27 protein-coding genes are annotated in these 26,031 nt (G+C 69.3%); 17 read left to right on the forward strand and 10 right to left on the reverse strand.

The features are described 5' to 3' along the window. Positions 1-136 precede the first annotated feature (136 nt). Genes AU185_RS04035 through prcA form a run of 3 tightly spaced genes read left to right on the forward strand, consistent with a single transcriptional unit; the run spans position 137 to position 1,958 of the window. Positions 137-331, forward strand: coding sequence for a ubiquitin-like protein Pup (locus tag AU185_RS04035; RefSeq protein WP_059102157.1), 195 nt, complete (start codon positions 137-139; stop codon positions 329-331). Continuing rightward, positions 328-1,221 carry a proteasome subunit beta gene (gene prcB, locus AU185_RS04040; protein WP_059102158.1) on the forward strand — a complete coding sequence of 298 codons (894 nt, stop codon included), beginning with the start codon at positions 328-330 and terminating at the stop codon, positions 1,219-1,221. The genes AU185_RS04035 and prcB overlap by 4 nt, the downstream gene beginning before the upstream one ends. Continuing rightward, a complete protein-coding gene (gene prcA, locus AU185_RS04045) occupies positions 1,218-1,958 on the forward strand; it encodes a proteasome subunit alpha (protein ID WP_059102159.1) in 741 nt (246 codons plus the stop codon). The genes prcB and prcA overlap by 4 nt, the downstream gene beginning before the upstream one ends. A 22-nt stretch (positions 1,959-1,980) precedes the next feature. On the opposite strand, the gene AU185_RS04050 is transcribed toward prcA, so the two are convergent. The 3 genes from AU185_RS04050 to AU185_RS04060 are packed head-to-tail and all read right to left on the reverse strand — an operon-like array spanning position 1,981 to position 4,729. Continuing rightward, positions 1,981-2,868, reverse strand: coding sequence for an alpha/beta fold hydrolase (locus AU185_RS04050; RefSeq protein WP_059102160.1), 888 nt, complete (start codon positions 2,866-2,868; stop codon positions 1,981-1,983). Between the two features lie 20 nt (positions 2,869-2,888). Continuing rightward, positions 2,889-4,457, reverse strand: coding sequence for an alpha/beta hydrolase (locus tag AU185_RS04055; RefSeq protein ID WP_059102161.1), 1,569 nt, complete (start codon positions 4,455-4,457; stop codon positions 2,889-2,891). Further along, positions 4,454-4,729 carry a DUF7162 family protein gene (locus AU185_RS04060; RefSeq protein ID WP_059102162.1) on the reverse strand — a complete coding sequence of 92 codons (276 nt, stop codon included), beginning with the start codon at positions 4,727-4,729 and terminating at the stop codon, positions 4,454-4,456. Before AU185_RS04060 ends, AU185_RS04055 begins: the two co-directional genes overlap by 4 nt. A gap of 165 nt (positions 4,730-4,894) precedes the next feature. Between AU185_RS04060 and pafA the strand changes: the two genes are divergently transcribed. The 7 genes from pafA (at position 4,895) to AU185_RS04095 (ending at position 13,359) form a co-directional block, all read left to right on the forward strand. Beyond that, positions 4,895-6,253 (forward strand): Pup--protein ligase, encoded by a 1,359-nt coding sequence (gene pafA / locus AU185_RS04065; RefSeq protein ID WP_156425392.1) that lies wholly within the window; start codon positions 4,895-4,897, stop codon positions 6,251-6,253. Positions 6,254-6,385: 132 nt separating this feature from the next. Next, positions 6,386-7,273 carry a type IV toxin-antitoxin system AbiEi family antitoxin gene (locus tag AU185_RS04070; protein WP_059102163.1) on the forward strand — a complete coding sequence of 296 codons (888 nt, stop codon included), beginning with the start codon at positions 6,386-6,388 and terminating at the stop codon, positions 7,271-7,273. Between the two features lie 84 nt (positions 7,274-7,357). Beyond that, on the forward strand, positions 7,358-8,344 hold the full coding sequence (locus tag AU185_RS04075; RefSeq protein ID WP_059102164.1) for a helix-turn-helix transcriptional regulator: 987 nt from the start codon (positions 7,358-7,360) through the stop codon (positions 8,342-8,344). Beyond that, entirely contained in the window at positions 8,341-9,297 is a 957-nt protein-coding gene (locus AU185_RS04080) for a helix-turn-helix transcriptional regulator (protein WP_059102165.1), read from the forward strand. The genes AU185_RS04075 and AU185_RS04080 overlap by 4 nt, the downstream gene beginning before the upstream one ends. A 29-nt stretch (positions 9,298-9,326) precedes the next feature. After that, positions 9,327-9,596 (forward strand): Sec-independent protein translocase subunit TatA, encoded by a 270-nt coding sequence (tatA, locus tag AU185_RS04085; RefSeq protein ID WP_059102320.1) that lies wholly within the window; start codon positions 9,327-9,329, stop codon positions 9,594-9,596. A gap of 51 nt (positions 9,597-9,647) precedes the next feature. Continuing rightward, the gene (gene tatC, locus AU185_RS04090; protein WP_059102166.1) at positions 9,648-10,598 is read left to right on the forward strand and encodes a twin-arginine translocase subunit TatC; all 951 of its coding nucleotides are present in this window, start codon (positions 9,648-9,650) and stop codon (positions 10,596-10,598) included. Next, positions 10,588-13,359, forward strand: coding sequence for a DEAD/DEAH box helicase (locus tag AU185_RS04095; protein WP_502687981.1), 2,772 nt, complete (start codon positions 10,588-10,590; stop codon positions 13,357-13,359). Before tatC ends, AU185_RS04095 begins: the two co-directional genes overlap by 11 nt. Here the strand turns inward: AU185_RS04095 and AU185_RS04100 are convergent. Next, positions 13,356-13,859 carry a nuclear transport factor 2 family protein gene (locus AU185_RS04100; protein WP_059102168.1) on the reverse strand — a complete coding sequence of 168 codons (504 nt, stop codon included), beginning with the start codon at positions 13,857-13,859 and terminating at the stop codon, positions 13,356-13,358. The genes AU185_RS04095 and AU185_RS04100 overlap by 4 nt on opposite strands. A gap of 102 nt (positions 13,860-13,961) precedes the next feature. Between AU185_RS04100 and AU185_RS04105 the strand changes: the two genes are divergently transcribed. Both AU185_RS04105 and AU185_RS04110 read left to right on the forward strand, forming a co-directional pair. After that, entirely contained in the window at positions 13,962-14,627 is a 666-nt protein-coding gene (locus AU185_RS04105; protein ID WP_059102169.1) for a winged helix-turn-helix transcriptional regulator, read from the forward strand. 111 nt (positions 14,628-14,738) lie between these two features. Continuing rightward, positions 14,739-15,524, forward strand: coding sequence for a DUF4333 domain-containing protein (locus AU185_RS04110; protein WP_059102170.1), 786 nt, complete (start codon positions 14,739-14,741; stop codon positions 15,522-15,524). A gap of 15 nt (positions 15,525-15,539) precedes the next feature. Here the strand turns inward: AU185_RS04110 and AU185_RS04115 are convergent, their stop codons facing one another. Further along, positions 15,540-16,505, reverse strand: a complete 966-nt coding sequence (locus AU185_RS04115) for a 5'-3' exonuclease (RefSeq protein ID WP_082683735.1) — start codon at positions 16,503-16,505, stop codon at positions 15,540-15,542. 32 nt (positions 16,506-16,537) lie between these two features. Between AU185_RS04115 and AU185_RS04120 the strand changes: the two genes are divergently transcribed. After that, complete coding sequence (locus AU185_RS04120) at positions 16,538-17,695, forward strand: M24 family metallopeptidase (RefSeq protein WP_059102172.1); 1,158 nt, start codon at positions 16,538-16,540, stop codon at positions 17,693-17,695. Here the strand turns inward: AU185_RS04120 and AU185_RS04125 are convergent. Then, a complete protein-coding gene (locus AU185_RS04125; RefSeq protein ID WP_059102173.1) occupies positions 17,692-18,117 on the reverse strand; it encodes a F420-dependent biliverdin reductase in 426 nt (141 codons plus the stop codon). The genes AU185_RS04120 and AU185_RS04125 overlap by 4 nt on opposite strands. Before the next feature lie 35 nt (positions 18,118-18,152). Here AU185_RS04125 and dprE2 point away from each other — a divergent pair, with 35 nt between their 5' ends. The 4 genes from dprE2 to AU185_RS04145 are packed head-to-tail and all read left to right on the forward strand — an operon-like array spanning position 18,153 to position 21,572. After that, positions 18,153-18,911: a decaprenylphospho-beta-D-erythro-pentofuranosid-2-ulose 2-reductase gene (gene dprE2, locus AU185_RS04130; RefSeq protein ID WP_059102174.1), complete on the forward strand. Its 759-nt coding sequence runs from the start codon at positions 18,153-18,155 to the stop codon at positions 18,909-18,911. Next, positions 18,908-20,086 (forward strand): bifunctional cobalt-precorrin-7 (C(5))-methyltransferase/cobalt-precorrin-6B (C(15))-methyltransferase, encoded by a 1,179-nt coding sequence (locus AU185_RS04135; RefSeq protein ID WP_059102321.1) that lies wholly within the window; start codon positions 18,908-18,910, stop codon positions 20,084-20,086. Before dprE2 ends, AU185_RS04135 begins: the two co-directional genes overlap by 4 nt. Next, entirely contained in the window at positions 20,083-20,838 is a 756-nt protein-coding gene (cobM, locus tag AU185_RS04140) for a precorrin-4 C(11)-methyltransferase (RefSeq protein ID WP_059102175.1), read from the forward strand. The genes AU185_RS04135 and cobM overlap by 4 nt, the downstream gene beginning before the upstream one ends. Further along, the gene (locus AU185_RS04145; protein ID WP_059102176.1) at positions 20,838-21,572 is read left to right on the forward strand and encodes a cobalt-precorrin-6A reductase; all 735 of its coding nucleotides are present in this window, start codon (positions 20,838-20,840) and stop codon (positions 21,570-21,572) included. Before cobM ends, AU185_RS04145 begins: the two co-directional genes overlap by 1 nt. On the opposite strand, the gene AU185_RS04150 is transcribed toward AU185_RS04145, so the two are convergent. The 4 genes from AU185_RS04150 to cobG form a co-directional block, all read right to left on the reverse strand. Then, a complete protein-coding gene (locus AU185_RS04150) occupies positions 21,547-22,623 on the reverse strand; it encodes a phosphotransferase family protein (protein WP_059102177.1) in 1,077 nt (358 codons plus the stop codon). The two genes, AU185_RS04145 and AU185_RS04150, sit on opposite strands and share 26 nt — an antisense overlap. A 110-nt stretch (positions 22,624-22,733) precedes the next feature. Continuing rightward, positions 22,734-24,206, reverse strand: a complete 1,473-nt coding sequence (locus AU185_RS04155) for a precorrin-2 C(20)-methyltransferase (RefSeq protein WP_059102178.1) — start codon at positions 24,204-24,206, stop codon at positions 22,734-22,736. Beyond that, the gene (locus AU185_RS04160) at positions 24,203-24,829 is read right to left on the reverse strand and encodes a precorrin-8X methylmutase (RefSeq protein WP_059102179.1); all 627 of its coding nucleotides are present in this window, start codon (positions 24,827-24,829) and stop codon (positions 24,203-24,205) included. Before AU185_RS04160 ends, AU185_RS04155 begins: the two co-directional genes overlap by 4 nt. A gap of 9 nt (positions 24,830-24,838) precedes the next feature. Next, the gene (cobG, locus tag AU185_RS04165; protein ID WP_059102180.1) at positions 24,839-25,993 is read right to left on the reverse strand and encodes a precorrin-3B synthase; all 1,155 of its coding nucleotides are present in this window, start codon (positions 25,991-25,993) and stop codon (positions 24,839-24,841) included. Positions 25,994-26,031 lie beyond the last annotated feature (38 nt).

Here is a 26,031-nt window from a genome sequence, read left to right on the forward strand (position 1 = left end):
GTTCCCACCCACCGCCCGAATCGTTCCCACCCACCGCCCCTGGAGCGCGCTATCGCAGGAATTCCGCGCGGCGACCGGTAATGTGGAGTGACGGCGGGCAGCAGTGAGCCGCCGATAACATACGCAGGAGGCAGCGATGGCTCAGGAGCAGACCAAGCGTGGCGGTGGCGGCGGCGATGACGACGACCCCACCGGCAGCACGGCCGCCGGGCAGGAGCGTCGCGAGAAGCTGGCTGAGGAAACCGACGACCTGCTGGACGAGATCGACGACGTTCTCGAGGAGAACGCCGAGGACTTCGTCCGCGCGTACGTCCAGAAAGGTGGACAGTGACCTGGCCGCACCGCGATCAGCTGGCCTTTCCCACACCTCTACCAGGAGCTTTCTCCGTACCCGTGGACTTGTCGTCCTTTTCTGAACTGCTGCGCCGACAGGCGCCCGAACTCCTGCCCGTCAACGAGCACGCCGTCGCCACGGATGCGCTGCCGCACGGCACCACGATCGTCGCGCTGAAGTACCCCGGCGGCGTGGTGATGGCCGGTGACCGCCGCGCCACCCAGGGCAACATGATCGCCAGCCGCGATGTGCAGAAGGTCTACATCACCGACGACTACACCGCGACCGGCATCGCCGGGACCGCGGCGATCGCGGTCGAGTTCGCCCGGCTCTACGCCGTCGAGCTCGAGCACTACGAAAAACTCGAAGGCGTCGCGCTGACCTTCTCCGGCAAGGTCAACCGACTCGCCACCATGGTGCGCGGCAACCTCGGCGCCGCCCTGCAGGGGTTCGTCGCACTGCCGTTGCTCGCGGGCTACGACCTCGACGACGCGAACCCCGAGGCGGCCGGGCGCATCGTGTCCTTCGACGCGGCCGGCGGCTGGAACATCGAGGAAGAGGGTTACCAGTCGGTGGGATCGGGCTCGATCTTCGCGAAGTCGTCGATGAAGAAGTTGTATTCGCAGGTGACCGACGGGGATTCGGCGCTGCGGGTGGCCATCGAGGCGCTGTACGACGCCGCCGACGACGATTCGGCGACCGGCGGGCCCGACCTGGTCCGCGGCATCTATCCCACCGCGGTGATCATCGGTGCCGACGGCGCCGAGGAGGTGTCCGAGGAGCGCATCGCCGAGTTCGCCCGGCAGGTGATCGAAAACCGTTCGCGCTCTGACACGTTCGGCCCGGACGCCGTCCACCGTTCGACCGACGCGCGGGGAGATTCGTGAGCTTTCCCTATTTCATCTCGCCTGAGCAGGCGATGCGCGAGCGTTCCGAGCTCGCGCGCAAAGGCATCGCCAGGGGACGCAGCGTGGTGGCGCTGGCGTACGCCGACGGCGTGCTGTTCGTCGCCGAGAACCCGTCTCGCTCACTGCAGAAGGTCAGTGAGCTCTACGACAGGGTCGGCTTCGCGGCCGTCGGGCGGTTCAACGAGTTCGACAGCTTGCGCCGCGGCGGCATTCAGCTCGCCGACACCCAGGGCTATGCCTATTCTCGCCGGGACGTCACCGGCCGCCAGCTCGCGAACAGGTATGCCCAAGCGCTCGGCAGCATCTTCACCGAGCAGGCCAAGCCCTACGAGGTCGAGTTGTGCGTCGCCGAGGTCGCCCACTACGGCGAAACGAAACCACCCGAGATGTACCGCATCACCTACGACGGGTCGATCGCCGACGAACCGCACTTCGTGGTGATGGGCGGTACGACTGATCCGATCACCGCGGCGCTCAAGGAGTCCTACACCGAGAACGCCGGGCTGCAGGACGCGGTGAAGATCGCCGTCGACGCACTGAAGGTCGATGGCAACGGCGGCTCGGAACAGCGCACGCTGGGGCCGTCGACGCTCGAGGTGGCCATTCTGGACGCCAACCGGCCGCGCCGGGCATTCCGCCGAATCACCGGCGCCGCACTGGAATCGCTGCTCCCGACCGAAGCGACTTCGGAGACGTCCGAGAGCTCGGGCGAGTAACTCCTTACTCGTACCGACGCGGTCAACCCGCGGCCGGTGCGGGTCGAGCCCGAATGAGGATAAGCTCGGCGAACTGCTCGGGACACTCGAGCGGGGTGAAATGCCCTGCATCGTAAGCGAAGTGCAGCTCGACATCGGTGAAGTAGTGCCCCAGCCGGTCCGACCACTCGACCGGGAACAGGGGATCATGGCGTGGCCACACCACATCGGTGGGCACATGAATCTTGATGGCTCGCTCCGGTGGCAGTTCGGTCAACGACTGGGCGATCATGCCGGCGCCCGCGCGGTACCACGCGATCGAGGCGGTGAACGCGCCGGGCAATCCGTAGTCGGACACCAGCCGCTCCAGATCATCATCGGAGACAGTGAAGTTCGGACCCGACCAGTGCGTCCAGAAGTGCCGCAGGTAGTCGCGGACGAGGTCGGGATTGCCGTCGATCAACTGCGCCGCCAACGGCAACTGATGAAACGCCTGGTACCAGAACTCGCTCTGCGCCTTCGCCGTCAGGACGCGGTCCCCGGCGCCGGGCAGCGGCGGGGACAGCACCAGCGAGCGCACCAGATCCGGCTGCATGCGGGCGACGCTCTGCGCGACTCGACTGCCGACGTCGTAGCCGGCGAGCACCACCTGCGACAGCTCCAGATCCTTGATCAGGCCGATGACGCTGCCCGCCTGCGCGGTGGCGCTGTAGAAATGCCGGATCGCGACCGCGTGTTTGTCCGAGCCGCCGAACCCGCGCAGGTCCGGCACGACGACATCGGCGGCATCACCGAGCAGCGGTATCACCCGGCGGTAGTCCTGGCGGCTGCCGGGCCAACCGTGCAGCAGAACCACCGGCGACGCGCCCCGGGTGCCGAACCGGTCGTAGGCGAGCCGGAACCCGTCGACAGGAGAGCTACGGGACCACATCGGCTCATTCTGGCCGGATGTCAACCCACTTGTTGCGCGGTTGCGCCATCCCTTCCGAGATCGCCGGTGATCACCCCCAGAATCGCCCGCCATGAGTCCGATGGCGCGTTGAGCACGTCGGAGTGGGCACCCGGACCGGCCATTGGCCGCCCGTCGTCGTAACGTCCGGTCGGTAACCGGATCACACCGGGCATCTCGTCGGGGTCGGCGCCGTGCGGGCCGCCAGGAACGCCCTGCACCAGCGCGATGAGATCGCCCGGCGGCGTCATCGAGAAGCGCACCACATCCGGGTTGCGGTTGTGCCAGTCACCGGGATCGTCGACCCCGACACCCGCCCCGGCGGCCGCCACGTACAACGTGCGGTCGGAGGTCAGTCCCAACGATTCCGCGGTGCCCACGATCGACCCGCCATAGGAGTGGCCGATGACCGTGACCGGCACCCGGCGGCCGGTCGCGTCCACGGTGCGGTCGACGTCCTCGCTGAACGCGACCAGTCGCGGCGCCATGGCGAGCGCGTACCGAGGATCGGCCGCAGCCGCCAGCGCGCTCGCCGGATTGTCGCCGCGCGGAAACGGGCCACCGAGATAGGTGATCGTCGCGGTGTCGCCGCGGGTCGCCGAGACGAACCGGCGCGCGGTCCGCGCGTTCGCCGCCGAACCGGCGATCGTCGTGTTCAAACCCGGCACCAGCACCGCGACGCTCGACGCCGACCCGACGTCGCCGTGCAGTTCCACCAGCGACGCGCGGCCCGGGTCGAACGCGAGCAGCTGGCGGTCGATGCGGCCGTGTTCGCCTGCCGGATCGTCGATTTCGGCCAACAGGCCCCGGTACAGCGCAAGGCGGTCGGGATCGGGTTCACGCAGCACGGCCTGTGCGACGTTCGTCCGGTTGGCCTCGATCCGCATCTCCCACGGCACGCCGTCGGTATTGCCGACCTGCGCAGGGAACGCGTCGACCAACCGCTGCCGCTGCTCGGGCGTCATCGTCGTGATCTGGTCGGCGATCCGGTCCTGACTCGAGGTCGGCCACGCGGCGACGACGTCGGCCTCCGCTCCCGCGTCGCCGGCGGCCCGCATCGCGAACGCCTCCACGATGTCGTTCGCGGCGTCGGCGTCCGCGGCGTCCAGGCGATCGAGCGCCTGACCGAGCTGGCTGGTCAGTTCGGCCGCCCGCACAGTGAGCATCTCCACCGCGACGGCCGGGACGCCACCGGACAACGCGACCAGCAGCTCCGAGGGGTCCGCCTGCACGGACACCGATCCGGCGTCGTCGACGGCGAACCCGTCAGCGGTGGCCGCGGAGGCCAACGCCATGACCTCGGCGCGCGCCGAGGCGATCTGAGACGCTCCGTCGCGCGCCGCGGCGGCCCCCAACACAAGGGCGCGAGCAACCGTATCGGCCGTTGCCACAATGGTTTTCGCCTGCATGCGAGCCGCGTCGGCGGCCGCGCCGGACCAGAAGCCGAACTCGGCGGCCAGGGTGTCGGCATGAGCCGACACGAGCCGGGCGTGGCGGTCCCATTCCGCTGCCAACACGTGCAGCGCGTCGGGTCGCCAGGCTTCGGCCTGGCCGATGGTCGGCCGCGTCACCGTCCGAGACGGTCGACGTTGCGTTCTTCTGCGCGCTCGAACGCATCAGCCGACTTCTCGGCCGCCAGGGCCCATCGGCGCATGTCGGCGACCACCCCGGCGAGCCGCGCCGCGCCGAGCGTGGGTGCCGTGACGTTTCCGACGGCTGAACCGGGCAGGGCGTCTGCATCCAATTCGGGCCACGGTGTCTCGGCGATCCGTTCGGCGGCGGTCATGACTCTGTCGGCGACGGTGCGCAGCTGCGACACGTCGACCTCAACGATTTCCCCCATGGCTCATGCTGACAGAACCGGGGCCAACCGTGCCGAAGTTATCCACAGGGCCGGCCGTGACGGACCGCGCCGACAGTGTCAACGCCCTGTCAACGCCGATGTCCGCCGCGATCTTCGGCGCGGCTTGCCCGACGTGGCCGCCGGGCAACCAGTAGTCTCGATGAGGTGCAGCGACGGATCATGGGCATCGAGACCGAGTTCGGTGTCACCTGCACGTTCCACGGCCACCGGCGGCTGAGCCCCGATGAGGTCGCCCGCTACCTCTTCCGGCGGGTGGTGTCGTGGGGCCGCAGTTCGAACGTCTTCCTCCGCAACGGCGCCCGGCTCTACCTGGACGTGGGCAGCCACCCGGAGTACGCCACCGCCGAGTGCGACAGCCTGAGCCAGTTGGTCACCCACGACCGGGCGGGTGAGCGGGTGCTCGAAGACCTGCTCATCGACGCTGAGCAACGGTTGGCCGACGAGGGCATCGGCGGGGACATCTACCTGTTCAAGAACAACACCGACTCGGCGGGCAACTCCTACGGCTGCCACGAGAACTACCTGATCGTGCGCGCGGGCGAGTTCTCGCGCATCTCGGATGTGCTACTGCCGTTCCTGGTCACCCGTCAGCTGCTGTGCGGCGCGGGCAAGGTCCTGCAGACGCCGAAGGCGGCGACGTTCTGCCTGAGCCAGCGCGCCGAGCACATCTGGGAAGGGGTGTCGTCTGCGACGACGCGGTCGCGCCCGATCATCAACACCCGCGACGAGCCGCACGCCGACGCCGAGAAGTACCGCAGACTGCACGTCATCGTCGGCGACTCGAACATGTGCGAATCCACCACGATGCTCAAGGTCGGCACGGCGTCGCTGGTGCTGGAGATGATCGAGGCCGGGATCGCGTTCCGCGACTTCTCGCTGGACAACCCCATCCGGGCGATCCGCGAGGTCAGCCACGACCTGACCGGCCGGCGCCCCGTGCGGCTCGCCGGCGGCCGGCAGGCCAGCGCGCTCGACATTCAACGCGAGTATTACTCCCGCGCGGTGGAGTACGTGCAGACGCGGGAGCCGAATACGCAGATCCAGCAGGTCGTGGACCTGTGGGGACGCCAACTGGATGCCGTGGAGAGTCAGGACTTCGCCAAGGTCGACACCGAGATCGACTGGGTGATCAAGCGCAAGCTGTTCCAGCGCTACCAGGACCGCTACAACATGGAGCTGTCCGATCCGAAGATCAGCCAGCTGGACCTGGCGTATCACGACATCAAGCGTGGTCGCGGCGTGTTCGACCTGTTACAGCGCAAGGGACTGGCCGCGCGGATCACCACCGACGAGGACATCGAGGCCGCGGTCAACACGCCGCCGCAGACCACGCGGGCCAAGCTGCGCGGGGAGTTCATCAGCGCCGCGCAGGAGGCTGGTCGCGACTTCACCGTGGACTGGGTGCACCTGAAACTCAATGACCAGGCTCAGCGCACGGTGTTGTGCAAGGACCCGTTCCGCTCGGTCGACGAGCGGGTGAAGCGACTCATCGCCTCGATGTAGGTCTTCAGCCATTTAGCTCGAGCGCTCAACCACGTACGGTTTCGGCGCGAAAATCCGTACCAGGGTGAGCGCTCGGCAGTTATCCACAGGCCCTGCTGGCGATTTCGTGGCGGCTCAACACACAATGCGCAAATGCCGCCAGAGCTCTGCGCCGTCTTCGCTGCGCAGGGCGGAGTCGCAACCTATTCGCAGATCTTGGATCACCTGAGCCGTCGCGGTTTGCAGCGCTTACTGAGGACCGCCGAACTGGTCAAGATCTTTCCTGGTATTTACAGCCGTGGTGCACCCGATGCGTTTACTCGTCTGCACGGGTTGGACCTGCGCTGCGGTGGTCGGGTTGCGGTGTGTCTGGGCACCGCCGCGGCGCTTTTCGGTTTCGACACCGAGAACGTCACCGACCTGCATGTCCTCAACCCGGAGAGCCGCCTTCTGCGGGACCAGCCGGGCCTTCGAGTGCATCGGAGGCAGGGCGCGCCCCTTACCAGCTACCGTGGCCGTCCGCTCACCGCGCCGGGTTGGACTGCGGTCGAGGTGGCGCGAAGCCTGCACCGCCCTCGGGCCTTGGCGACGCTCGATGCCGCCTTGCGCAGTCAGACGTGCGATCGCCTCGACCTGCTGGCAGCCGCTCAAGCACAGGCCGGCCGGCGCGGCGTCGTGACCGTCCGAGAGCTCATACCGCTGGCCCGGCCTGAAGCCGAGTCACCGATGGAAAGCGAGGCCCGTCTCGTCATGATCGATGGCGGGTTACCACATCCGGCCCTGCAGCACGAGATCGTCGACCGAGACGGTCGATTGTGGCGGGTCGACTTCGCCTGGCCGGATCGCAAGGTTGCCGTCGAGTTCGACGGATTCGACTACCACAGTTCGCGAGAATCGCTACGCAAGGACCGCCAAAAGCGGGCTGCCCTCGAGGAGATCGACTGGGGGGTGATGTCGATCGTCAGCGACGATGTGCGGAGGCAGCCCGATGTGATGGTCCGCCGCATTCGTGTCCAGCTCACGCGAACGATGGCCGCATGAGCGCTCAACCAAGTACGGTTTCGGCGCGAAAATCCGTACCAGGGTGAGCGCTCGCCGTGGGCCACCCACACTAGGCTGAGCCGAGTGGCGATCTCCAAAGTCGAGCGGCTGATGAACCTCGTGATCGCGCTGCTGTCGACGCGGAACTTCATCACCGCCGAGCGCATCCGCGAAACGGTCTCCGGCTACTCCGACAGCCCCAGCGACGAGGCCTTCTCGCGCATGTTCGAGCGGGACAAGAACGAGTTGCGCGACCTCGGCATCCCGCTGGAAACCGGCCGCGTTTCGCAGTTCGATCCCACCGAGGGCTACCGGATCAACCGCGACGCCTACGCGCTGCCCGCGGTCGAATTGACGCCCGACGAGGCGGCAGCCGTCGCCGTCGCCACCCAGCTGTGGGAGTCGCCCGAACTGATCACCGCCACCCAGGGCGCGCTGCTGAAACTGCGCGCGGCCGGCATCGACATCGACGCCGTCGACGCCGCGCCCGCGATCACGTCGACCGCGACGCTGCCGGGATTGCGCGGCTCGGAGGAGGTACTGGGAATCCTGTTGTCGGCCATCGATTCCGGACAAGCAGTGCAGTTCTCGCACCGACCCTCGCGAAGCGAGCCCTACACCACCCGCACGGTGGAGCCCTGGGGCGTCGTCACCGACAAGGGCCGCTGGTATCTGGTCGGACACGACCGCGACCGCGACGCCACCCGGACGTTTCGGCTCTCCCGGATCGGCGAGGTGGCGGCCATCGGGCCGCCCGGCGCGGTACGGCGCCCGCCCGACGTCGATCTGCGCGAGATCGTCGGGCGCGCGGTCGGCGACTGGCCGTCGGGCGGGCAGGCCCGGGTCTGGATCGCCGAGGGCAGGGGCACTGCGCTGCGGCGACGGGCCGTCTCGGTCGCTCCGCACACGCACAACGGACGGGCCGGCGAGGTCATCACCATCGACATCGGCATGTTCGACCGGTTGGCTCGCGAGGTCGCCAGCTACGGGCCCGACGCGGTGGCGCTCGAGCCCGAGCCGCTACGCGAGGACGTGCTGGCCAGGTTGCGAGCCCAGGCGGATAGCGCATGACAACCGTGTCGACACGGCTGGTGCGGCTGCTCAACATGGTGCCGTACTTCCAGGCCAACCCCAGGATCACCTACGCCGAGGCTGCATCGGACCTCGGCGTCACCGTCAAGCAGTTGCGCGACGATCTCAACCAGCTGTGGATGTGCGGCCTGCCGGGCTACGGACCCGGCGACCTGATCGACTTCGAATTCTCCGGCGACACAATCGAAGTGACGTTCACCGCGGGTATCGACCACCCGCTGCGGCTGACTTCGCCGGAGGCGACCGGCGTGTTGGTCGCCTTGCGGGCGTTGGCCGACATACCGGGCATGGTCGACCCGGAGGCCGCGCGCAGCGCGATCGCGAAGATCGAGTCGGCCGCCGGGACCGTGGGCCACGGCGGCGCGGCGGTCGACGAGCCGGCGCCCGTGGAGAGCGAGGCCGCCGCGGCGGTGCGGCAGGCGGTGCGCGACGGACGTGCGCTGTCGATCGAGTATTACTCGGCGTCGCACGACATGCTGACCAGCCGGGCCGTCGACCCGATCCGCGTCGTGCTGGTCGGCGACCACAGCTACCTGGAGGCCTGGTGCCGGTCGGCGGAGGGAGTGCGGCTGTTCCGATTCGACCGCATCGTCGACGCGCACGTCCTCGACGAGCCGTCGGCGCCGCCGCCTCCGGCCGTGCAGGCGGAACCGGACACCTCGCTGTTCGACGCCGACCCCTCGCTGCCGTCGGCGACGTTGCTGATCGACCGCTCGGCGGCCTGGATGTTCGACTACTACCCGTTGCGGGTCCTCCGGGAACTGCCCGACGGCGCCTGCGAGGCCGCGATGACGTATGCCTCCGACGACTGGATGGCCCGGTTCGTGCTCGGCTTCGGCTCGGCCGTGCGCGTGCTCGAGCCCGCCGGGCTGGCTGCCCGGGTGCGCGACTCGGCCGCCGCGGCGCTGAGCGAGTATGGGGTGAACGAGTAGACTGGCCGCGACGTCTGGAGGTGACCAAATTGGGTGGTCTACAACCCTGGCACTGGGTGATCGTTATCGCTGTGTTCGTGCTGCTCTTCGGTGCCAAGAAGCTCCCGGACGCGGCGCGCTCGCTCGGTAAGTCGATGCGGATCTTCAAATCGGAGATCAAGGAGATGCAGGCCGATTCGAAATCGGACACGCGTGAGTCCGATGCCGCCGGCCGAACGGCTCCGCCGACGCCGATCGCCTCGGAGCGGGTCGAGACGGCGCCGGAGACCGAGCAGCCGTCGGACAAACGTCCGGCCTGATCGTCACCGATCACCTAGCCGCGGCCGCGCTGCCGCGTCAGTAGGCATGCCGTGCAGACTCCAGGACTCCTCAAGAAACTCGATCCTCGCCGGCGGCGCTCCCGCGTCAACCCCGACGGCACGATGTCGCTGGTCGAACACCTGCACGAGCTGCGCACCCGGCTGCTGATCTCGGCGGCCGCGATCGTGGTCACCACGATCCTGGGCTTCCTCTGGTACACCCACGGCGTCTTGGGGCTGCCCAGCCTCGGCGACTGGCTGCGCGGTCCGTACTGCGAGTTGCCCGCCTCGGCCCGCGCGGACATCACCGCCGACGGGGCGTGCCGGTTGTTGGCAACCTCGCCGTTCGATCAGTTCCTTCTGCGCCTGAAGGTCGGTCTCACCGCCGGCATCGTGCTGGCCTGCCCGGTGTGGCTCTACCAGTTGTGGGCGTTCATCACCCCCGGCCTGTACAAGAAGGAGCGCCGGTTCGCGGTCGCGTTCGTCACCGTCGGCGCCGCGCTGTTCATCGCCGGCGCGGTGCTCGCCTACATCGTGCTGTCCACGGCACTGGGCTTCCTGCTGACCGTCGGCAGCGACGTGCAGGTCACCGCGCTGTCCGGCGACCAGTACTTCGGCTTCCTGATCAACCTGCTGCTGGTGTTCGGCTTCAGCTTCGAGTTCCCGCTGCTGATCGTGATGCTCAACGCGGTCGGCGTGTTGACCTACGAGCGGCTCAAGGCGTGGCGGCGCGGGCTCATCTTCGCGATGTTCGTGTTCGCCGCGCTCTTCACCCCCGGGTCGGATCCGTTCTCGATGCTGGCGCTGGCGTTCGCATTGACGGTGCTGCTCGAGTTCGCGATCCAGATCGCGCGGCTTCACGACCGGCGCAAGGCCCGCCGCGCCGCGCTCGAGGATGTGCCCGACGACGTCGCGGCGCCGATCGGACCCGCCGAGCCCGTCGAGGCGCCCAGCACCGTGCCGACGTCGGCGCGGCACGTGGTCGATGACGATGCCACCTAGTGAATTGGGCTGCGAGCTAGCCCGTTTCACCGAGCAGCTGACGTTCGCGCTCGATGACTTCCAACGCCGCTCGTGTGAGGCGCTGGAGAACGGGCACGGCGTGCTGGTGTGCGCACCGACAGGCGCGGGCAAGACCGTGGTGGGCGAGTTCGCGGTGCACCTCGCGCTGGCCGCGGGCGGCAAGTGCTTCTACACCACACCGATCAAGGCGCTGAGCAACCAGAAGCACAACGACCTGGTGACCCGCTACGGGCCGGACAAGATCGGGTTGCTCACCGGCGACCAGTCGATCAACGGCGACGCCGACGTGGTGGTCATGACCACCGAGGTGCTCCGCAACATGCTCTACGCCAATTCCTCAACGCTGCACGGGCTTTCGTACGTCGTCATGGACGAGGTGCACTTTCTGGCCGACCGGATGCGCGGTGCGGTGTGGGAGGAGGTCATCCTGCATCTGCCCGACGAGGTGCGGCTGGTGAGCTTGTCGGCGACGGTCAGCAACGCCGAGGAGTTCGGTGGCTGGATCCAGACGGTGCGCGGCGACACCACGGTGGTCGTCGACGAGCACCGGCCCGTCCCGCTGTGGCAGCACGTGTTGGTTGGCAGGCGCCTGTTCGACCTGTTCGACTACCGCGCCACGCGAGCATCCCGCGCATCGAGAGCAGAGGGCCGGGAGTTGCTCGTCGACCCGGAGTTGTTGCGACACATCGCACATCGGCGCGAAGCCGACCGCCTGGTCGACTGGCAGCCACGCGGCCGCGGCCGCTACCGGGATCGGCCGAGCATGTACCGCCCGCCGTCGCGCCCCGATGTGATCGGCACGCTGGACCGCGAAGGGCTGTTGCCGGCGATCACGTTCATCTTCTCGCGCGCCGGGTGCGACTCCGCGGTCAAGCAATGCCTGCGGTCCTCGCTTCGGCTGACCACCGACGAGGAACGGGTTCGCATCGCCGAGGTGGTCGACCGGCGCTGTGGTGACCTGCCCGAAGCCGACCTGATCATTCTCGACTACCACGAGTGGCGCGAGGGTCTGCTGCGCGGATTGGCGGCCCACCACGCCGGGATGCTGCCGGTGTTCCGCCACACCGTCGAAGAGCTGTTCTCCGCGGGACTGGTGAAGGCGGTATTCGCCACGGAGACACTGGCTTTGGGTATCAACATGCCCGCGCGCACGGTGGTGCTGGAGCGGCTGGTCAAGTTCAACGGCGAGCAGCATGTGCCGTTGACGCCGGGGGAGTACACCCAGTTGACCGGGCGCGCGGGCCGCCGCGGCATCGACGTCGAGGGCCACGCGGTGGTGCTGTGGACGCCGGACGTCGAACCGGCCGAGGTGGCCGGGTTGGCGTCGACGCGGACATTCCCGCTGCGCAGTTCGTTCGCGCCGTCGTACAACATGACCATCAACCTCGTGCAGCAGATGGGGCCGGCGCAGGCGCACAAACTGTTGGAGAGCTCGTTCGCGCAGTACCAGGCCGACCGGTCGGTGGTCGGGCTACGGCGAGGCGTCGAGCGCGGTGAGCGGATGCTCGACGAGATCGCCGCCGAACTGGCCGGCGGCCAGGAAGCCGATGTTCTCGGCTACGTCCGGCTGCGGCTGCAGATCTCCGAACGGGAACGCGCCCAGTCACGGGCGTCGCGGCTGCAGCGGCGCCGGGCGGCCAACGAAGCGCTGGCGGCGCTGCGCCGCGGCGACATCATCACGATCACCCACGGTCGGCGCGGTGGACTGGCCGTCGTGCTCGAACCGGCCCGCGACGAGGACGATCCGCGGCCGCTGGTGTTGACCGAACATCGGTGGGCCGGGCGGATTTCGTCGGCCGACTACTCGGGAACCTCGGCGCCACTGGGTTCGATGCCCCTGCCCAAGCGCGTCGAGCACCGAAACCCGCGCGCGCGCCGCGACCTTGCGTCGGCGCTGAACTCGGCCGCGGCCCGCCTCGATCTCCCGGCGCGCAAACCCAAGCGCAGCGGCAATGCCGGCCAGGAGCGCGACATCGACCCCGAATTGGCCGCGCTGCGAGAGCAATTGCGCTCCCACCCCGCTCACCAGTTGCCCGAGCGGGAGGAGAAAGCGCGGCTGGCCGAGCGGTACCTGCGCATCGAGCGCGACAACGAACAGATCCGGCAGAAGGTCGCGGCGGCGACGAACTCGTTGGCGCGCACGTTCGACCGGATCGTGGTGCTACTGACCGAACGCGGTTTCATCACCGGCCCTGCAGAGGACCCGAAAGTGACCGACGACGGTCGCCTGCTGGTCCGGATCTACAGCGAGAGCGACCTGTTGGTGGCGGAGGCGTTGCGCACCGGCATCTGGGAGGGCCTGGACGCGGCAGAACTGGCGGCTGTGCTCTCGGCGGTGCTCTACGAATCCCGCGGCGACACGCCGGGAGGACGCGACGGGGCCGACATCCCGACCGGCAAGCTGCGCCGGGCGGTGAACCAGACCCGGCGGCTGTGGGCGGAACTGCGTGCCGACGAGCAACGTCACCGCATCAACCAGAGTCGCGAGCCCGACGACGGCTTCGTCGCGGCGGTCTTCCGGTGGGCCACCACCGGCGACCTGACCAGCGCACTGGCCGCCTCTGACGCGGCGGGCAGCGGATCGCCGTTGTCGGCGGGCGATTTCGTCCGGTGGTGCCGTCAAGTGCTCGACCTGCTCGACCAGGTACGCAACGCCGCACCGACCCCGGCACTGCGGGCCACGGCGAAACGCGCGATCAACGACGTTCGACGAGGCGTCGTCGCTGTTGACACCGGCTAGATCAGCCGGGGCACGAAGAAGTCTGCGGTACGGAATGCGAGAGCCAGCGGTCGGGCCAGGACTGCCACCAGCGTCCCCCGTGCGCGGCCGCGACGCCTGGCGGTGACCCGCGGCGGAAGTGTCGCGAACAGTGTCGCCACTGCCGGCAGCGGACGGGCGAAAACCGTGAACTCCGCGATCAGCCCGTCTTCGTTCACCCGAACGACGTTCATGGCCTCGAGTTTCTGTCCGCGCACGCGCCCGGTGAAGGGAAACGATCCCGTATCGCCGAGGGTCAGTGCTTCGCCTGTGCCGAGATCATCGAGCACGGCGAAGATATCGCGGTGCAGCGCCACTACTTCGTCCTTGCCCTCGAAGCGGATGCGCGAGGTGAGCGGGGAGTGGAAGACGACGTCGGGCGCCAGAAGATCGGCCACCGCTTCGGGGTCGCCGTTTTCCGCGGCCGCGCGCAGGGCGGTGATCGCTGTGCACAGCGGCGCGTTGGGTCCGGTGGCAGCCATTGAAACTCCTTGTCGGCAGAGAGCATTCGGGGAACGGGATCCGTCAGCCAGACTGCTTGATATAATCAAGCGAGCTTTAATAAGTCAAGCATAGGTGGTGGGATGAGTCGAAACTACGGCCAGTACTGCGGGCTCGCGCGGGCGCTCGATGTCGTCGGCGATCGGTGGAGTCTCCTCATCGTTCGCCAACTCCTCGTCGCACCGGCTCGTTACCGCGAGTTGCTCGACGGGCTGCCGGGCGTGGCCACCAATCTGCTCGCCGGTCGGCTCCGCGATCTGGAGGCGGCCGGAGTGGTCGAACGGCGGCTCGCTGACGACGGTGGCGCCGTTACCTATGCCCTCACCTCATGGGGCGCGCAGCTGCGGGAGCCGATCGAGGGCCTCATTCGCTGGTCGAGTCCGCTGATGGTGCACGGACCCGGCGACGACGTCTTCCGCACCGACTGGCTCGTCGTGGCGCTACCCGCCCTGCTCGGTGGCACGGCGGCTGGACGCCGGGCCTTGACGGTCGGGATCGCGGTCGACGGCCGGATGGTGCAGCTCCGGGCGACGCGCACGGGCATCACGGTCGGCCCGCACGACGGTCGCGAACTCGACGCCGTCGTGCAGGCCGACGCCGCAATCGTCTTGGGCCTGGCAGCGGGAATGCTCGCGCTCGACGATGTACTCCCGCTCGTCGACATAGACGGCGATGAGGCCGCTGTGCGAGCCGTCTTCGGCGCCGATGGCAGGGCCAAGGCAAGCGGCAAGGGCACCGTCGCGCAATGACGCGCGGCTGCGCCCGCCTGAATATGTCATCGCAAGTGCATGCAACGGTAGGGTGTTGAAGCACGACACCGGATGTACTCGCGGCTCGGCCGCGGTCGATCAAGGAGTGAGATGAGCGGACCGCAGGGATCTGATCCGACGCAGTCATGGCCCGGCCAGCAGCCGGAACAGCCGACGGACCAGCCGTCCAGCGAGTCGTCGGCCAACCAGCCGTGGCAGCAGCAGCCGCAGAGCAGCGAACCGACGCAGGCCGCGCCGCAGTGGCAGCCACCCGCCTACGACCCGTCACAGGCGCAGCAGTACCCGGGATACCAGCAGCCCGCGTACCAGCCGCCGCAGCAGTATCCGGCGACGGAGCCGCAGTACGGTCAGCAGCCCGGCGAGTACAACCCGCAGGCCTACCAGCAGCCCGGTCAGTACGGGCAGCCGCAGTACGGCCAATACGGGCAGCCGCCCGGCCAGCCGCAGTACGGCCAGCCGCCCACCGGGCAGTTCGGGCAGCCGGGCCAGTTCGGCCAGTACCCGCAGTACCAGCAGCCGGGCGCCGAGGAGGGCTCGAAGCGCTCGCTGGCGGTGATCGGCGGCGTGATCGGCCTGCTGGCCGCGGTGATCGTCGTGGTGGTGCTGGTGCTGGGCTTCTGGAAGCCCGGCTTCTTCGTCACAACCAAACTCGACATCGACGCCGCGCAGTCCGGGGTGCAGCAGATCCTCACCGATGAGGCGAACGGTTACGGCGCCAAGAACGTCAAGGACGTCAAGTGCAATGACGGCCAGAACCCGACCGTCGAGAAGGGCGCGACGTTCGACTGCGAGGTCAGCATCGACGGCACCAAGCGTCAGGTGACCGTCACGTTCCAGGACGACGACGGCACCTACGAGGTGGGCAGGCCCAAGTAGCGGGCCGGTGGCGGCTCAGCCGCCGGGCAGCCCGTCGAGGGCCTTCTGCAGCCGGCCTATCGACGACGTGACGCCGTAGGTCTCGGCGAGCTTGACGACCTTGCGCGGGTGCTCGGCGGCCAGCGGCAGTGCATCCGACGGTGTGGACCAGTTCAGATCGGCGTCGGTGGCGACTTTGACCACCGGGTCGGCGGCCTCGATGTAATCGGCGGCGTTGCGCAGCTTCGTCCGATACGCCTTGCTCATCTTCGACTTCGGGTCGTTGGCCGCGGCCAGGATGTTCTCCAGTGAGCCATGCTGCGCCAGCAGCGTCGCGGCCGTCTTCTCACCGATACCGGGCACGCCGGGCAGGCCGTCGCTGGGGTCGCCTCGCAGCAGGGCCAGTTCGGCGTACGCGGGCCCGGCACGATCGACCGGCACGCCGTACTTCTCGGCGACCTCCGTCGGACCCCACTTGGTGGCCTTGGCCAACCCGCTGCCGAGGTAGAGCACCCGAACCGGTACCGGCTCGTCGCGCACCAACTGCAGCAGATCCCGGTCACCGCTGACCACCACCACTGGGTCACGTTCTTCGCGGGTGACAAGGGTGCCGAGCACGTCGTCGGCCTCGCACTCGGGCGCGCCGGCGGTGGCGATGCCGAACGCGTCGAGAATCTCGAAGATCATGTCGACCTGCGGCGTGAGGTCGTCGGGCACCACCTCGACGTCGGGTTCGCCGTCCGGGTGCTCCTCGAGTACCCGGTGCGACTTGTAGGACGGGATGAGGTCGACGCGCCACTGCGGTCGCCAGTCGTCGTCGCGGCACACCACCAACCGCGACGGACGCTCGCGGGTGATCACGGTCGCCACGGCGTCGAGGAAGCCGCGCAGCGCGTTGACCGGGCGGCCGTCGGGCGCCTTGATCTTGTCGGGGACTCCGAAATACGAGCGGAACCACATGCTGGCACCGTCGAGCAGCACGAGGGATGACATGCGAGCCATCCTGCCAGTGCGCCGCGGATTAGCCTCGTGGCATGACCGCCAGTCGATTCAGCTCCGATGTCTACGCGCACCGACTCGCCGCGGCGGCGTCCGCGGCGGCCGACGCCGGCCTCGCGGGCCTGGTCATCACGCCGGGCTATGACCTGCGCTATCTGGTCGGCTCGCGGGCGCAGACGTTCGAGCGGCTCACCGCGCTGGTGCTGCCCGCCGACGGTGACCCGACGATCGTGGTGCCGCGCCTGGAGTTGGCGGCGCTCAAGGAATCCGCGGTGCCCGAGCTCGGCCTGGCGGTACAGGACTGGGTCGACGGCGACGACCCGTACGCGCTGGTCGCCCAGGCGCTCGGCGGTGGTATGTGCAAGACCGGGCCGTCTGGGCGGCTCGCCGTCGCGGTGACCGACTCGATGCCCGCGTTGCATCTGCTGCCGCTCGCCGACGTGCTGGGTGCGGTGCCGGTGCTGGCCACCGACGTGCTGCGGCGCCTGCGGATGATCAAGGACGCCGCCGAGATCGACGCGTTGCGCAAGGCCGGCGCGGCCATCGACCGCGTACACGCGCGGGTGCCGGAATTCCTGGCGCCGGGCCGCACCGAAGCCGACATCGCGGCTGACATCGCCGAAGCCATTGTCGCCGAAGGTCATTCGGAGGTGGCGTTCATCATCGTCGGGTCCGGGCCGCATGGCGCCGACCCGCATCACGAGTGTTCGGACCGGGAGCTGCGGGCCGGCGACATCGTCGTCGTGGACATCGGCGGACCCTACGAGCCCGGCTACAACTCCGACTCCACCCGCACGTACAGCATCGGCGAGCCGGACCCCGACGTGGCGCGGCGCTACGCGGTGCTGCAGCGCGCCCAGCGGGCCGCGGTCGCGGCGGTCCGGCCCGGCGTCACCGCCGAGCAGGTGGACGCCGCGGCGCGCGACGTGCTGGCCGCCGAGGGCCTGGCCGACGCGTTCGTGCACCGCACCGGCCACGGCATCGGGCTGTCGGTGCACGAGGAGCCCTACATCGTGGCGGGCAACACGCTCCCCCTCGAAGAGGGCATGGCTTTCTCCGTCGAGCCCGGTATCTATTTCCCCGGCGAGTGGGGCGCGCGCATCGAGGACATCGTGGTCGTCACCGCCGACGGCGCCATGGCGGTCAACAACCGGCCACACGAGCTGGTGGTGGTCCCCACCGGCGCGAGTTAGACCTCGACCCGGTCCAGCAGGTCCGACGACCCGAGCACCCGCTCGACCCGGACCTCGATGACGACGCGCTTCGGATTGACCCGGGGGGTGCGGTAGCGCTGCGCGTACCGCAGCTCGGCGTCACGGACGGCGTCGGGATCCGCGTTGACCTTGGCCTTGCCCTCCAGCGACAACCAGCGGGCGCCGTCGACCTGGCTCAGCACCGCGACACCCTGCCGGTCGGCGTTCACCGCCTTCTGCGACCCGCCGCTGGTGATGACGCGGGCGATGTGGGTCTTCGGGTCGAACGTGAAGCCGACGGCGACGACGTGGGGTGAATTGTCCGATCGCAGCGTCGTCAGCATGGCCAGATGACGTTCGGACAGAAATGCCAGCGCGTCGTCTGTCAGCCGGGTGGTTGCCTTGCGGCTTGACTGGGCCATCGGGCTTCACGGTAGCGCAGGAGATAATCGCTGCCATGACAGACACGGCTGACACCGGTCCGGCATTGGTCGTGGTTTTCGGCGGTCGCAGCGAGATCGGCGTCGAGGTGGCCACCCGGCTGGCGCCCGGATCGACGGTGGTGCTGGCGGCCCGGCGCGCTCATGACCTCGAGGCGCAGGCGGCGGCCGTTCGCGCCGCGGGGGCGGCGGCCGTGCACGTGCGTGAGTTCGACGCCGACGACCTTCCGTCGCACGGTCCGGTGGTCGACGCGATCGTCGCCGAGCACGGGCCGATCGACACCGCGGTGCTCGCGTTCGGAATCCTCGGCGACCAGGCGCTCGCGGAGAAGGACGCCGCGCACGCCGCGGCGATTCTGCACACCGACTTCGTCGCCCAGGCCAGCCTGCTGACGGTGCTCGCCGCGACGATGCGCGGCGCAGGGTCCGGGTCGATCGTGACGTTCTCGTCGATCGCGGGCGTCCGCGTGCGCCGCGCCAACTACGTGTACGGATCCGCGAAGGCCGGGCTGGACGGCTTCTGCCGCGGACTGGCCGACGCCCTGCACGGTTCGGGGGTGCACCTGCTGTTGGTGCGGCCCGGGTTTGTGATCGGACGCATGACGGCAGGGATGTCGCCCGCGCCCCTGTCGAGCACGCCGGCGCAGGTCGCCGACGCGACCGTGCGCGCACTCCGTCGAAGGCGAGGCGCGGTCTGGGTGCCCGCACCACTCGCGCTGCTGGCATTCGCGTTCCGTGTCACGCCCCGGTTCGTGTGGCGAAGGATGCCGCGATGATCGTCGTCGTCGGCATCGGAGCTGACGGGATGGCCGGGCTGCCGTCCGGCTCGCGGGCTGAATTATGCAGGGCAACAGTGGTTTACGGTTCGAAGCGCCAACTCGCGCTGCTGGACGACACCGTCACCGCGGCGCGGCGAGAGTGGCCGTCGCCGATGCTGCCCGCACTGCACACTCTGCTGGAGGACGTCGACGGTGACGTGCATGTGGTGGCCAGCGGCGACCCGCTGCTGCACGGTGTGGGTAGCTCGCTGATCCGGCTCTACGGCGCCGAGCGGGTGACCGTCCTGCCGCACGTGTCGTCGGTGACGCTGGCTTGCTCGCGGCTGGGTTGGGCAGTGCAGGACACCGAGGTCATCAGCCTGGTGCGGAGTGATCCACACACCGCGGTACGCCGCGGCGGACACGCCGTCGTGATGTCCCGCGACGGCACAACCCCTGCGGCGCTGACGCGACTGCTCACCCACACCGGTCGCGGCGACTCCGAGATCACCGTGTTAGAACAACTCGGCGGGCCCACAGAGCGCCGCCGGGCCGCCACCGCCCGCGAATGGGCGCAGCGACCCCCGGACGACGTCGACGACCTCAACGTGGTCGCGGTTCGCTACCTGCCCGACGAGCGGCAATTCGGGGTGCTGCCCGACGAGATGTTCGCCAACGACGGCCAACTCACCAAGCAACCGGTGCGGGCGGTGACATTGGCGGCGCTGGCCCCGCGGCCCGGACAACTGCTGTGGGACGTCGGTGCCGGATCGGGCAGCGTCGCGATCGAATGGTGCCGCAGCGGTACCGGTTGTCGTGCAATCGCCTTCGAGCGCGATGAACAACGCCGCAACCGCATCACCGACAACGTGGTGGCGTTCGGCGCGCGCGTGCAGGTGCAGCGCGAGGCGCCCGAGTCGTTCGAGTCCGTACCCGCGCCGGACGCGGTCTTCGTGGGCGGCGGCCTGACCCAGCCGGGACTCCTGGAGGCCTGCTTCGACCGGCTGCCGGTTGGTGGCCGGCTCGTCGCCAACACCGTCACTGTGGAGACTGAAGCGCTTGTCGCCCAGTGGTATTCGCGACACGGCGGTACGCTCAGGCGCTTCGAGCATCACCGCGGCGAGCCGCTCGGCGGGTTCACCGGCTGGCGTCCGGCGATGCCGATCACGCAGTGGGCGGTGACCAAACGATGACCGTCTACTTCATCGGCGCCGGGCCCGGCGCCGCCGACCTGATCACTGTGCGCGGACACCGACTTCTGAGCAGCTGCCCGGTCTGCCTCTACGCGGGTTCGATCATGCCCGAGGACTTGCTGGCGCTGTGCCCGCCGGGCGCCCGCGTCGTCGACACCGGCCCGTTGACTCTCGAACAGATCGTCACCGAACTCGCCGATGCCCACGCCGCCGGCCTCGACGTGGCGCGGTTGCATTCCGGCGACCCGTCGATCTACAGCGCGCTCGCCGAGCAGTGCCGCCGTCTCGACGATCTCGGTGTCGACTACGAAATCGTGCCCGGGGTCCCGGCTTTCGCGGCGGCCGCTGCAGTGCTGGGCCGCGAGCTCACCGTTCCGGGTGTCGCGCAGACGGTCACCCTGACCCGGGTGGCGACGCTGTCGACCGCGATGCCGCCGGGTGAGGATCTGCGGACGTTGTCCAAGCCGGGTGCGACGCTGGTGCTGCACCTCGCGGCCGCGCAGATCGACGCGATCGTCCCGCAGCTGCTGGCCGGCGGGTACCGACCCGAAACGCCCTGTGCCGTGGTGGCGTTCGCGAGCTGGCCGCAGCAGCAGGTGGTGCGCTGCGCGCTCGCGGAGTTGGCGGGGCAGACGAAAGCCGCGGGCATCACCCGCACCGCGGTGATCGTCGTGGGCGACGTGCTGGCGGCCGAGGGGTTCGCCGACAGCTACCTGTACTCGTCGAGCCGGGTGCGGCGGGGACGACATTGATGCGAATACTACTGCTGGGCGGTACTTCTGAGGCTCGCGCGCTGGCTGCCCGTCTGCATCCGGACGTCGAGGTGATCAGTTCGCTCGCGGGCCGGGTGCCCGATCCCGCGCTGCCGGTGGGCGAGGTACGCATCGGCGGCTTCGGCGGCGTCAAGGGGCTGCGGCGCTGGCTGTCCGACAACCGGGTCGACGCGGTGGTCGACGCCACACACCCGTACGCCGCGACGATGACCGCGCACGCGGCGGCTGTGTGCGCCGAGGTGCGGCTGCCGCACCTGGTGGTGGCCCGACCCGCTTGGCCGACCGGCGATGCGATCGTCGTGAGCTCTGATATCGAGGCCGCGAAAACCGTTGCTGCCGAGCGGTTCACCCGCGTATTCCTGACCACCGGGCGCTCTGGCGCCGCAGCGTTCAAGGACGTCGATGCATGGTTTCTGATTCGTGCTGTCACGCCGCCCGACGTGTCGGATCTGCCGCGTCGTCACCAGGTGGTGCTGTCGCGCGGGCCGTACCGCTACGACGACGAACTGACCCTGCTGCGCGAGCACCGCATCGACGCGTTGGTCACCAAGAACAGTGGAGGACAGATGACCCGGCCGAAACTGCATGCGGCTGCGGCCCTTGGTGTTGCGGTGGTGATGGTGGACCGGCCGCCGCTGCCGTCGGGGGTGGCGACGGTCGCCACCGTCGACGACGCGGTCGACTGGGTCAGGCTGATGAATACGACTCGATGAGCTCGAGCGTGCCGAGTTCCCGAATGGCTCGACAGCCGCGGCTCAACATCGCGAGCATCATCTCGTCGCCCCGTTCGGTCGACGTCGCGAACGCGGTGCCCAACGCGACGAGCAACGGTGCCTGCACCACCCCGAGGCGGTAGTCGGTCCAGCAGGTGTCCAGGTCGTAATCCCGCACACCGTATCCGAGCAACGCACGGTGATAGTGCTCGACGAGATCTCGCTCGATCTCCGCCCGGACTGTGGGTTCGAGGCTGGTCGCGGTGAAGTACGCAAGGTCGCGGGCCGGCAACCCGACGCCGACGGTCTGCCAATCAACCACAGTGATCCGCGTGCGGCCGGGATCGAACAGCATGTTGTCGAGCCGATAGTCGCCGTGCATCAGCGCATAGCGGCCGGGCTCGGCCATCAGCCACGGCGTCACCGAAGCCATTGCCGCGGTGAGCGTTTCCTGGTCCTCGGCGCTGATCGACGAGCCGAGGCGGTCGATGACAATGTCGGCAGCCATTCGCGAGACATCGCCGAGTCCCTTGGCCGCGTCGGCGTCACCGGGTTTGGGCATCACGACCGCGGACAGCTCCATCCATTCGGGCGCACACCAACTCGGGCCGTGCAGCCCGGCGAGCGCCTCGACCGCGAGCCGCGCCTCGACCGCGTTGCACCCGGTGATCTGGTCGCCCTGGACCGCGGGTGCCATATCGGCCAGCAGTAGCACCACGTCGGCGCCATCCTCGGAGATGTCCTGATGGAAGCTGCGCGGAACGGGGATGCGCATCCGGTTGGCGACCAGCGAGTAGAACTCCACCTCCGAGCGGTAACCCAGCGCGACGCGCTCGCGCACCGTGTCGTCCTGCGCCGAGAGCTTTATCGCGAACGAGGCGGGCAGGTCGGTTTCCCCGCCGTAGGTCGCCGACACCCGGTAGGTGGCGCCCGTCTGACCGGTTCCGATGGGTGTCACGGCGACCGCCTCGACATCGGTTCCCAGCACTGACCCGAGCCACGCCGGCGTTACATCTTCGGGCCCGCGTGGAATGTTGAGGACGGAGGTCACGCGCCGGAGATTAACACTGCCGGCCGTCGCGAGCGCTCACCCTGGTACGAAAATAAGGCCCAAAACCGTACCGGGATGAGCGCTCGCGGCTGGTGAGGTCGCGGGTAGCGCTACGTGGGGTAGCGGCGCGGTGTGAAGACCCGATCGCCGTCCCCGGAATACCACTGCGTCTGCGAGGAGCCGACGATCAGCAGGCAGCGCATGTCGACGTCGGCGGGATCCAGGTCGGCCAGGCGCACCACCGTGACCTGCTCGCGGGGCCCGGACACGTCGCGACCGATCACCACCGGAGTGCCGGGATCGCGGTGTTCGAGCAGAAGATCCCGCATCGCCCCCACCTGCCAGGTCCGGGTCTTCGAGGCCGGGTTGTAGATCGCCAGCACCAGGTCGGCCGTCGCGGCCGCGGTCAACCGCGCGGCGATCACGTCCCACGGCTTGAGCCGGTCCGACAGCGAGATCACCGCGTAGTCATGCCCGAGCGGGGCGCCGACCCGGCTCGCGACGGCCTGCGCGGCGGTCATCGCCGGGATCACCCGCACCGAAACCCCGGGCCACTGCTTGGCCTCTTCCAGCACCGCGGTCGCCATCGCGAAGACCCCCGGGTCGCCGGAGGACACCACCGCCACCGCGCGGCCCTGTTCGGCCAGCGTGCAGGCCAACCGGGCGCGCGCCGGTTCGTCGGTGTTGTCGCTCGGATGTCTGCGCTGATCGTCGCGGGCGGCAACGCGGTCGAGGTAGGGGCCGTAGCCGATGAGGTCGCTGGCCGCGGCCAGTTCGCGCCGCGACTGCGGGGTCATCCAGTTCGGGTCGCCGGGACCCAGTCCCACGACGGCGACGCTGCCGGTGGTCGTCACGTCCTGGCGGCGGCGCCCCGGCAACATCGCCAGCGAGAAATACGGGACCGTTTCGTCGTCGACGTCGCCCGCGTCCAGGACCCGCTGCCGCGGAGTGCTCGCACGCTCGACGTAGAACGCGTCGTCCAACCGACCGGATGCCGAAAGCGCCTGGCGTACAGCGGGGTACGAGCGACCCAACTTCAGCATCACCGCTGCGTCGGTGTCGGCGAGCCTGCGCTCGAGCTCGTCGGGGGGCAGCGTTCCCGGCAGGATCGTCAACACCTCGTCGCCCTGGACGAGGGGAGTGGCGACCGCCGCCGAAGCCGCGCTCACCGACGTCACGCCCGGCACGATGACCGCGTCGAACCGCTCGGTCAACCGGGTGTGCATGTGCATGTAGGAGCTGTAGAACAGCGGGTCGCCCTCGGCGAGCAAGGCCACATTGCGGCCGGCCTCCAGGTGGGCGGCGATGCGGTCGGCGGACTCGCGGTAGAAGTCCTCCATCGCTCCGGCGTAGCCGCCGGGGTGATCGGTGGTTTCGGTGGTGACCGGGTAGACCAGGTGCTCCTCGATCTGGCCCGGCCGCAGATATGGCTCGGCGATGCCGCGCGCGATGCTGTTGCCGTGCCGCGCGCTGTGGTACGCCACGACGTCGGCCTCGCCGATCACCCGTGCCGCCTTGACGGTGACGAGTTCAGGGTCGCCGGGCCCCAGCCCCACCCCCCACAACACTCCGCGGTCGCTCATTCGCGTTCGGTCGCAATCGCATTCACGGCCGCGGCGGCCATCGCACTCCCGCCGCGACGGCCCGTCACCACGAGATACGACATTCCGCGCGGCCGGTCGGTGAGTTCCTGCTTGGACTGCGCCGAACCGACGAAACCGACCGGTCCGCCCAGTACCGCAGCGGGCGTCGGGGCGCCGTCGTCGAGCAGTTCGAGCAGCCGGAACAGCGCGGTCGGCGCATTGCCGATCGCCAGCACGGCACCGCCGAGCCGGTCGGCCCACAGGTCCACGGCCGCCGCCGACCGGGTGGTGCCGAGCCGGGCGGCCAGGTCGGCGGCTCGCTGGTCGGCCACCAGGGACACCACCTCGTTGGCGGCGGGCAGGCGCGACCGGGTGATGCCCGCGGCGACCATCGAGGAATCACACAGCACCGGCGCGCCCGCGGCCAGTGCGGCGTGGGTCCTGGCGACCACGTCTGCGCTGAACGCCACGTGATCGGTGACGTCGATCTGTCCGCAGGTGTGGATCAGCCGGACGACCACGCGGGCCACGTCGTCGGGAAACCGAGCCAGGTCCGCCTCGTCGCGAATCGTCGCGAACGATTGCCGGTAGATCTCCCCGGCGTCGCGGATGTAGTCGAGCACGCGATCACCCTACGGGTGCGTGTCGCGCGCCCGGTATCCGTCTCCGGTCGCCACCAGCACCTCACCGGTGGGCGGGCTGCCGCAGGCCCTGTCGCAGCCGACGAAATGGCGGTGGCCTGGGATTGGGTTGCCCGTCGCGTGCGCTGAAGCCGGTTCGACGACCGCAGCGGCGGCGTCTGCCCGGACATCGGCCATCGAGTGCTCGCAGCCGGGGCTTCCCGTGCACGCGCTGACCGAGAGCCAGGGGGAGTTCTCGTCGAACACCAGTCCGAGGGGGGCGAGTACACGAAGGGCGACGTCGGCGACTCCCTCGTCGAGGTCGAAAACGAGGATCGAGCGCCACGGCGTGATCGCCATCGGCGCCCCGATCGCGGCGAGGTACTCGGCGGTCCGGGCGGGCAGCACGCCGAGCGGGGCCGCGGCGCCCAGCGTGACGCGGCCGTCGTGCTGGTCGAGCCAGCCGACGGGCGGGCGGGTGACCGCGGGCCACGTCGCTCCCGGCGCTTCCGGCCGGGGCAGCTCGCCGAGCAGAATGTCGGGGTCGACGAGTTCCTTGACGCGCCAGGCGGTCCCGCGACTGGCAGCGAATCGCTGCGCCAGCTCGACCATCGCCGGCACCGCGGCGTTCAGCGCCAGTCGGACACCGGTGTCGCGACCGGCCAACAGCAGCGCGGCGGTGTCGCCGGCCGCATCGCTCTGGAAGTGGATGCCGACGTCCGCGCCGAGGCCCGAGATGTCGGCGCGGCCGTCGTCGATGCCGAACAGGAACCGGCCCGGCAGCGCGGCCAGTGCCGGGTCGGCGCAAATCGCCTCGTCGAGCTCGGTGATCAGCGCACGGATGTCGGTGGTCGCGCCGACCCGCCCGGACAGCGGCGAGGCGACGATGTTGCGCACGCGTTCGTGGGTCGGCGACGGCAGCAGGCCGGCGGACGCCGCGGCGTCGGCGACCGCGGCCGCGTCGGTGACGCCACGAATCTGAAGGTTGCCCCGCGAGGTCAGCTCGAGCGTGCCCGCGGCCCAGTCGATGGCCGCCCGCGCGAGGGTCTCCAACTGCGCGGCGGTGATGACGCCGCCCGGTAACCGTATCCGCGCCAACGCACCGTCCGCGGCGCGATGCACCTGCAACGCACCGGGGCAGGCGTCCTGCTCGCGGGTTCTGGCCACCGGTTCACGGTACGCCCGCAGCGCTACGGACCGAAGTC

The organism is Mycobacterium sp. GA-0227b (genome assembly GCF_001499855.1).
Lineage (GTDB): Bacteria > Actinomycetota > Actinomycetes > Mycobacteriales > Mycobacteriaceae > Mycobacterium.

Bases quoted from the DNA above. Each gene is read 5' to 3' on its own strand.
- AU185_RS04035 (WP_059102157.1), top strand. From the start codon at position 137: ATGGCTCAGGAGCAGACCAAGCGTGGCGGTGGCGGCGGCGATGACGAC.
- AU185_RS04050 (WP_059102160.1), bottom strand. From the start codon at position 2,868: ATGTGGTCCCGTAGCTCTCCTGTCGACGGGTTCCGGCTCGCCTACGAC.
- AU185_RS04060 (WP_059102162.1), bottom strand. From the start codon at position 4,729: ATGGGGGAAATCGTTGAGGTCGACGTGTCGCAGCTGCGCACCGTCGCC.
- AU185_RS04070 (WP_059102163.1), top strand. From the start codon at position 6,386: ATGCCGCCAGAGCTCTGCGCCGTCTTCGCTGCGCAGGGCGGAGTCGCA.
- AU185_RS04080 (WP_059102165.1), top strand. From the start codon at position 8,341: ATGACAACCGTGTCGACACGGCTGGTGCGGCTGCTCAACATGGTGCCG.
- AU185_RS04095 (WP_502687981.1), top strand. From the start codon at position 10,588: ATGCCACCTAGTGAATTGGGCTGCGAGCTAGCCCGTTTCACCGAGCAG.
- AU185_RS04100 (WP_059102168.1), bottom strand. From the start codon at position 13,859: ATGGCTGCCACCGGACCCAACGCGCCGCTGTGCACAGCGATCACCGCC.
- AU185_RS04105 (WP_059102169.1), top strand. From the start codon at position 13,962: ATGAGTCGAAACTACGGCCAGTACTGCGGGCTCGCGCGGGCGCTCGAT.
- AU185_RS04110 (WP_059102170.1), top strand. From the start codon at position 14,739: ATGAGCGGACCGCAGGGATCTGATCCGACGCAGTCATGGCCCGGCCAG.
- AU185_RS04115 (WP_082683735.1), bottom strand. From the start codon at position 16,505: ATGGCTCGCATGTCATCCCTCGTGCTGCTCGACGGTGCCAGCATGTGG.
- AU185_RS04120 (WP_059102172.1), top strand. From the start codon at position 16,538: ATGACCGCCAGTCGATTCAGCTCCGATGTCTACGCGCACCGACTCGCC.
- AU185_RS04125 (WP_059102173.1), bottom strand. From the start codon at position 18,117: ATGGCCCAGTCAAGCCGCAAGGCAACCACCCGGCTGACAGACGACGCG.
- dprE2 (WP_059102174.1), top strand. From the start codon at position 18,153: ATGACAGACACGGCTGACACCGGTCCGGCATTGGTCGTGGTTTTCGGC.
- AU185_RS04135 (WP_059102321.1), top strand. From the start codon at position 18,908: ATGATCGTCGTCGTCGGCATCGGAGCTGACGGGATGGCCGGGCTGCCG.
- cobM (WP_059102175.1), top strand. From the start codon at position 20,083: ATGACCGTCTACTTCATCGGCGCCGGGCCCGGCGCCGCCGACCTGATC.
- AU185_RS04145 (WP_059102176.1), top strand. From the start codon at position 20,838: ATGCGAATACTACTGCTGGGCGGTACTTCTGAGGCTCGCGCGCTGGCT.
- AU185_RS04155 (WP_059102178.1), bottom strand. From the start codon at position 24,206: ATGAGCGACCGCGGAGTGTTGTGGGGGGTGGGGCTGGGGCCCGGCGAC.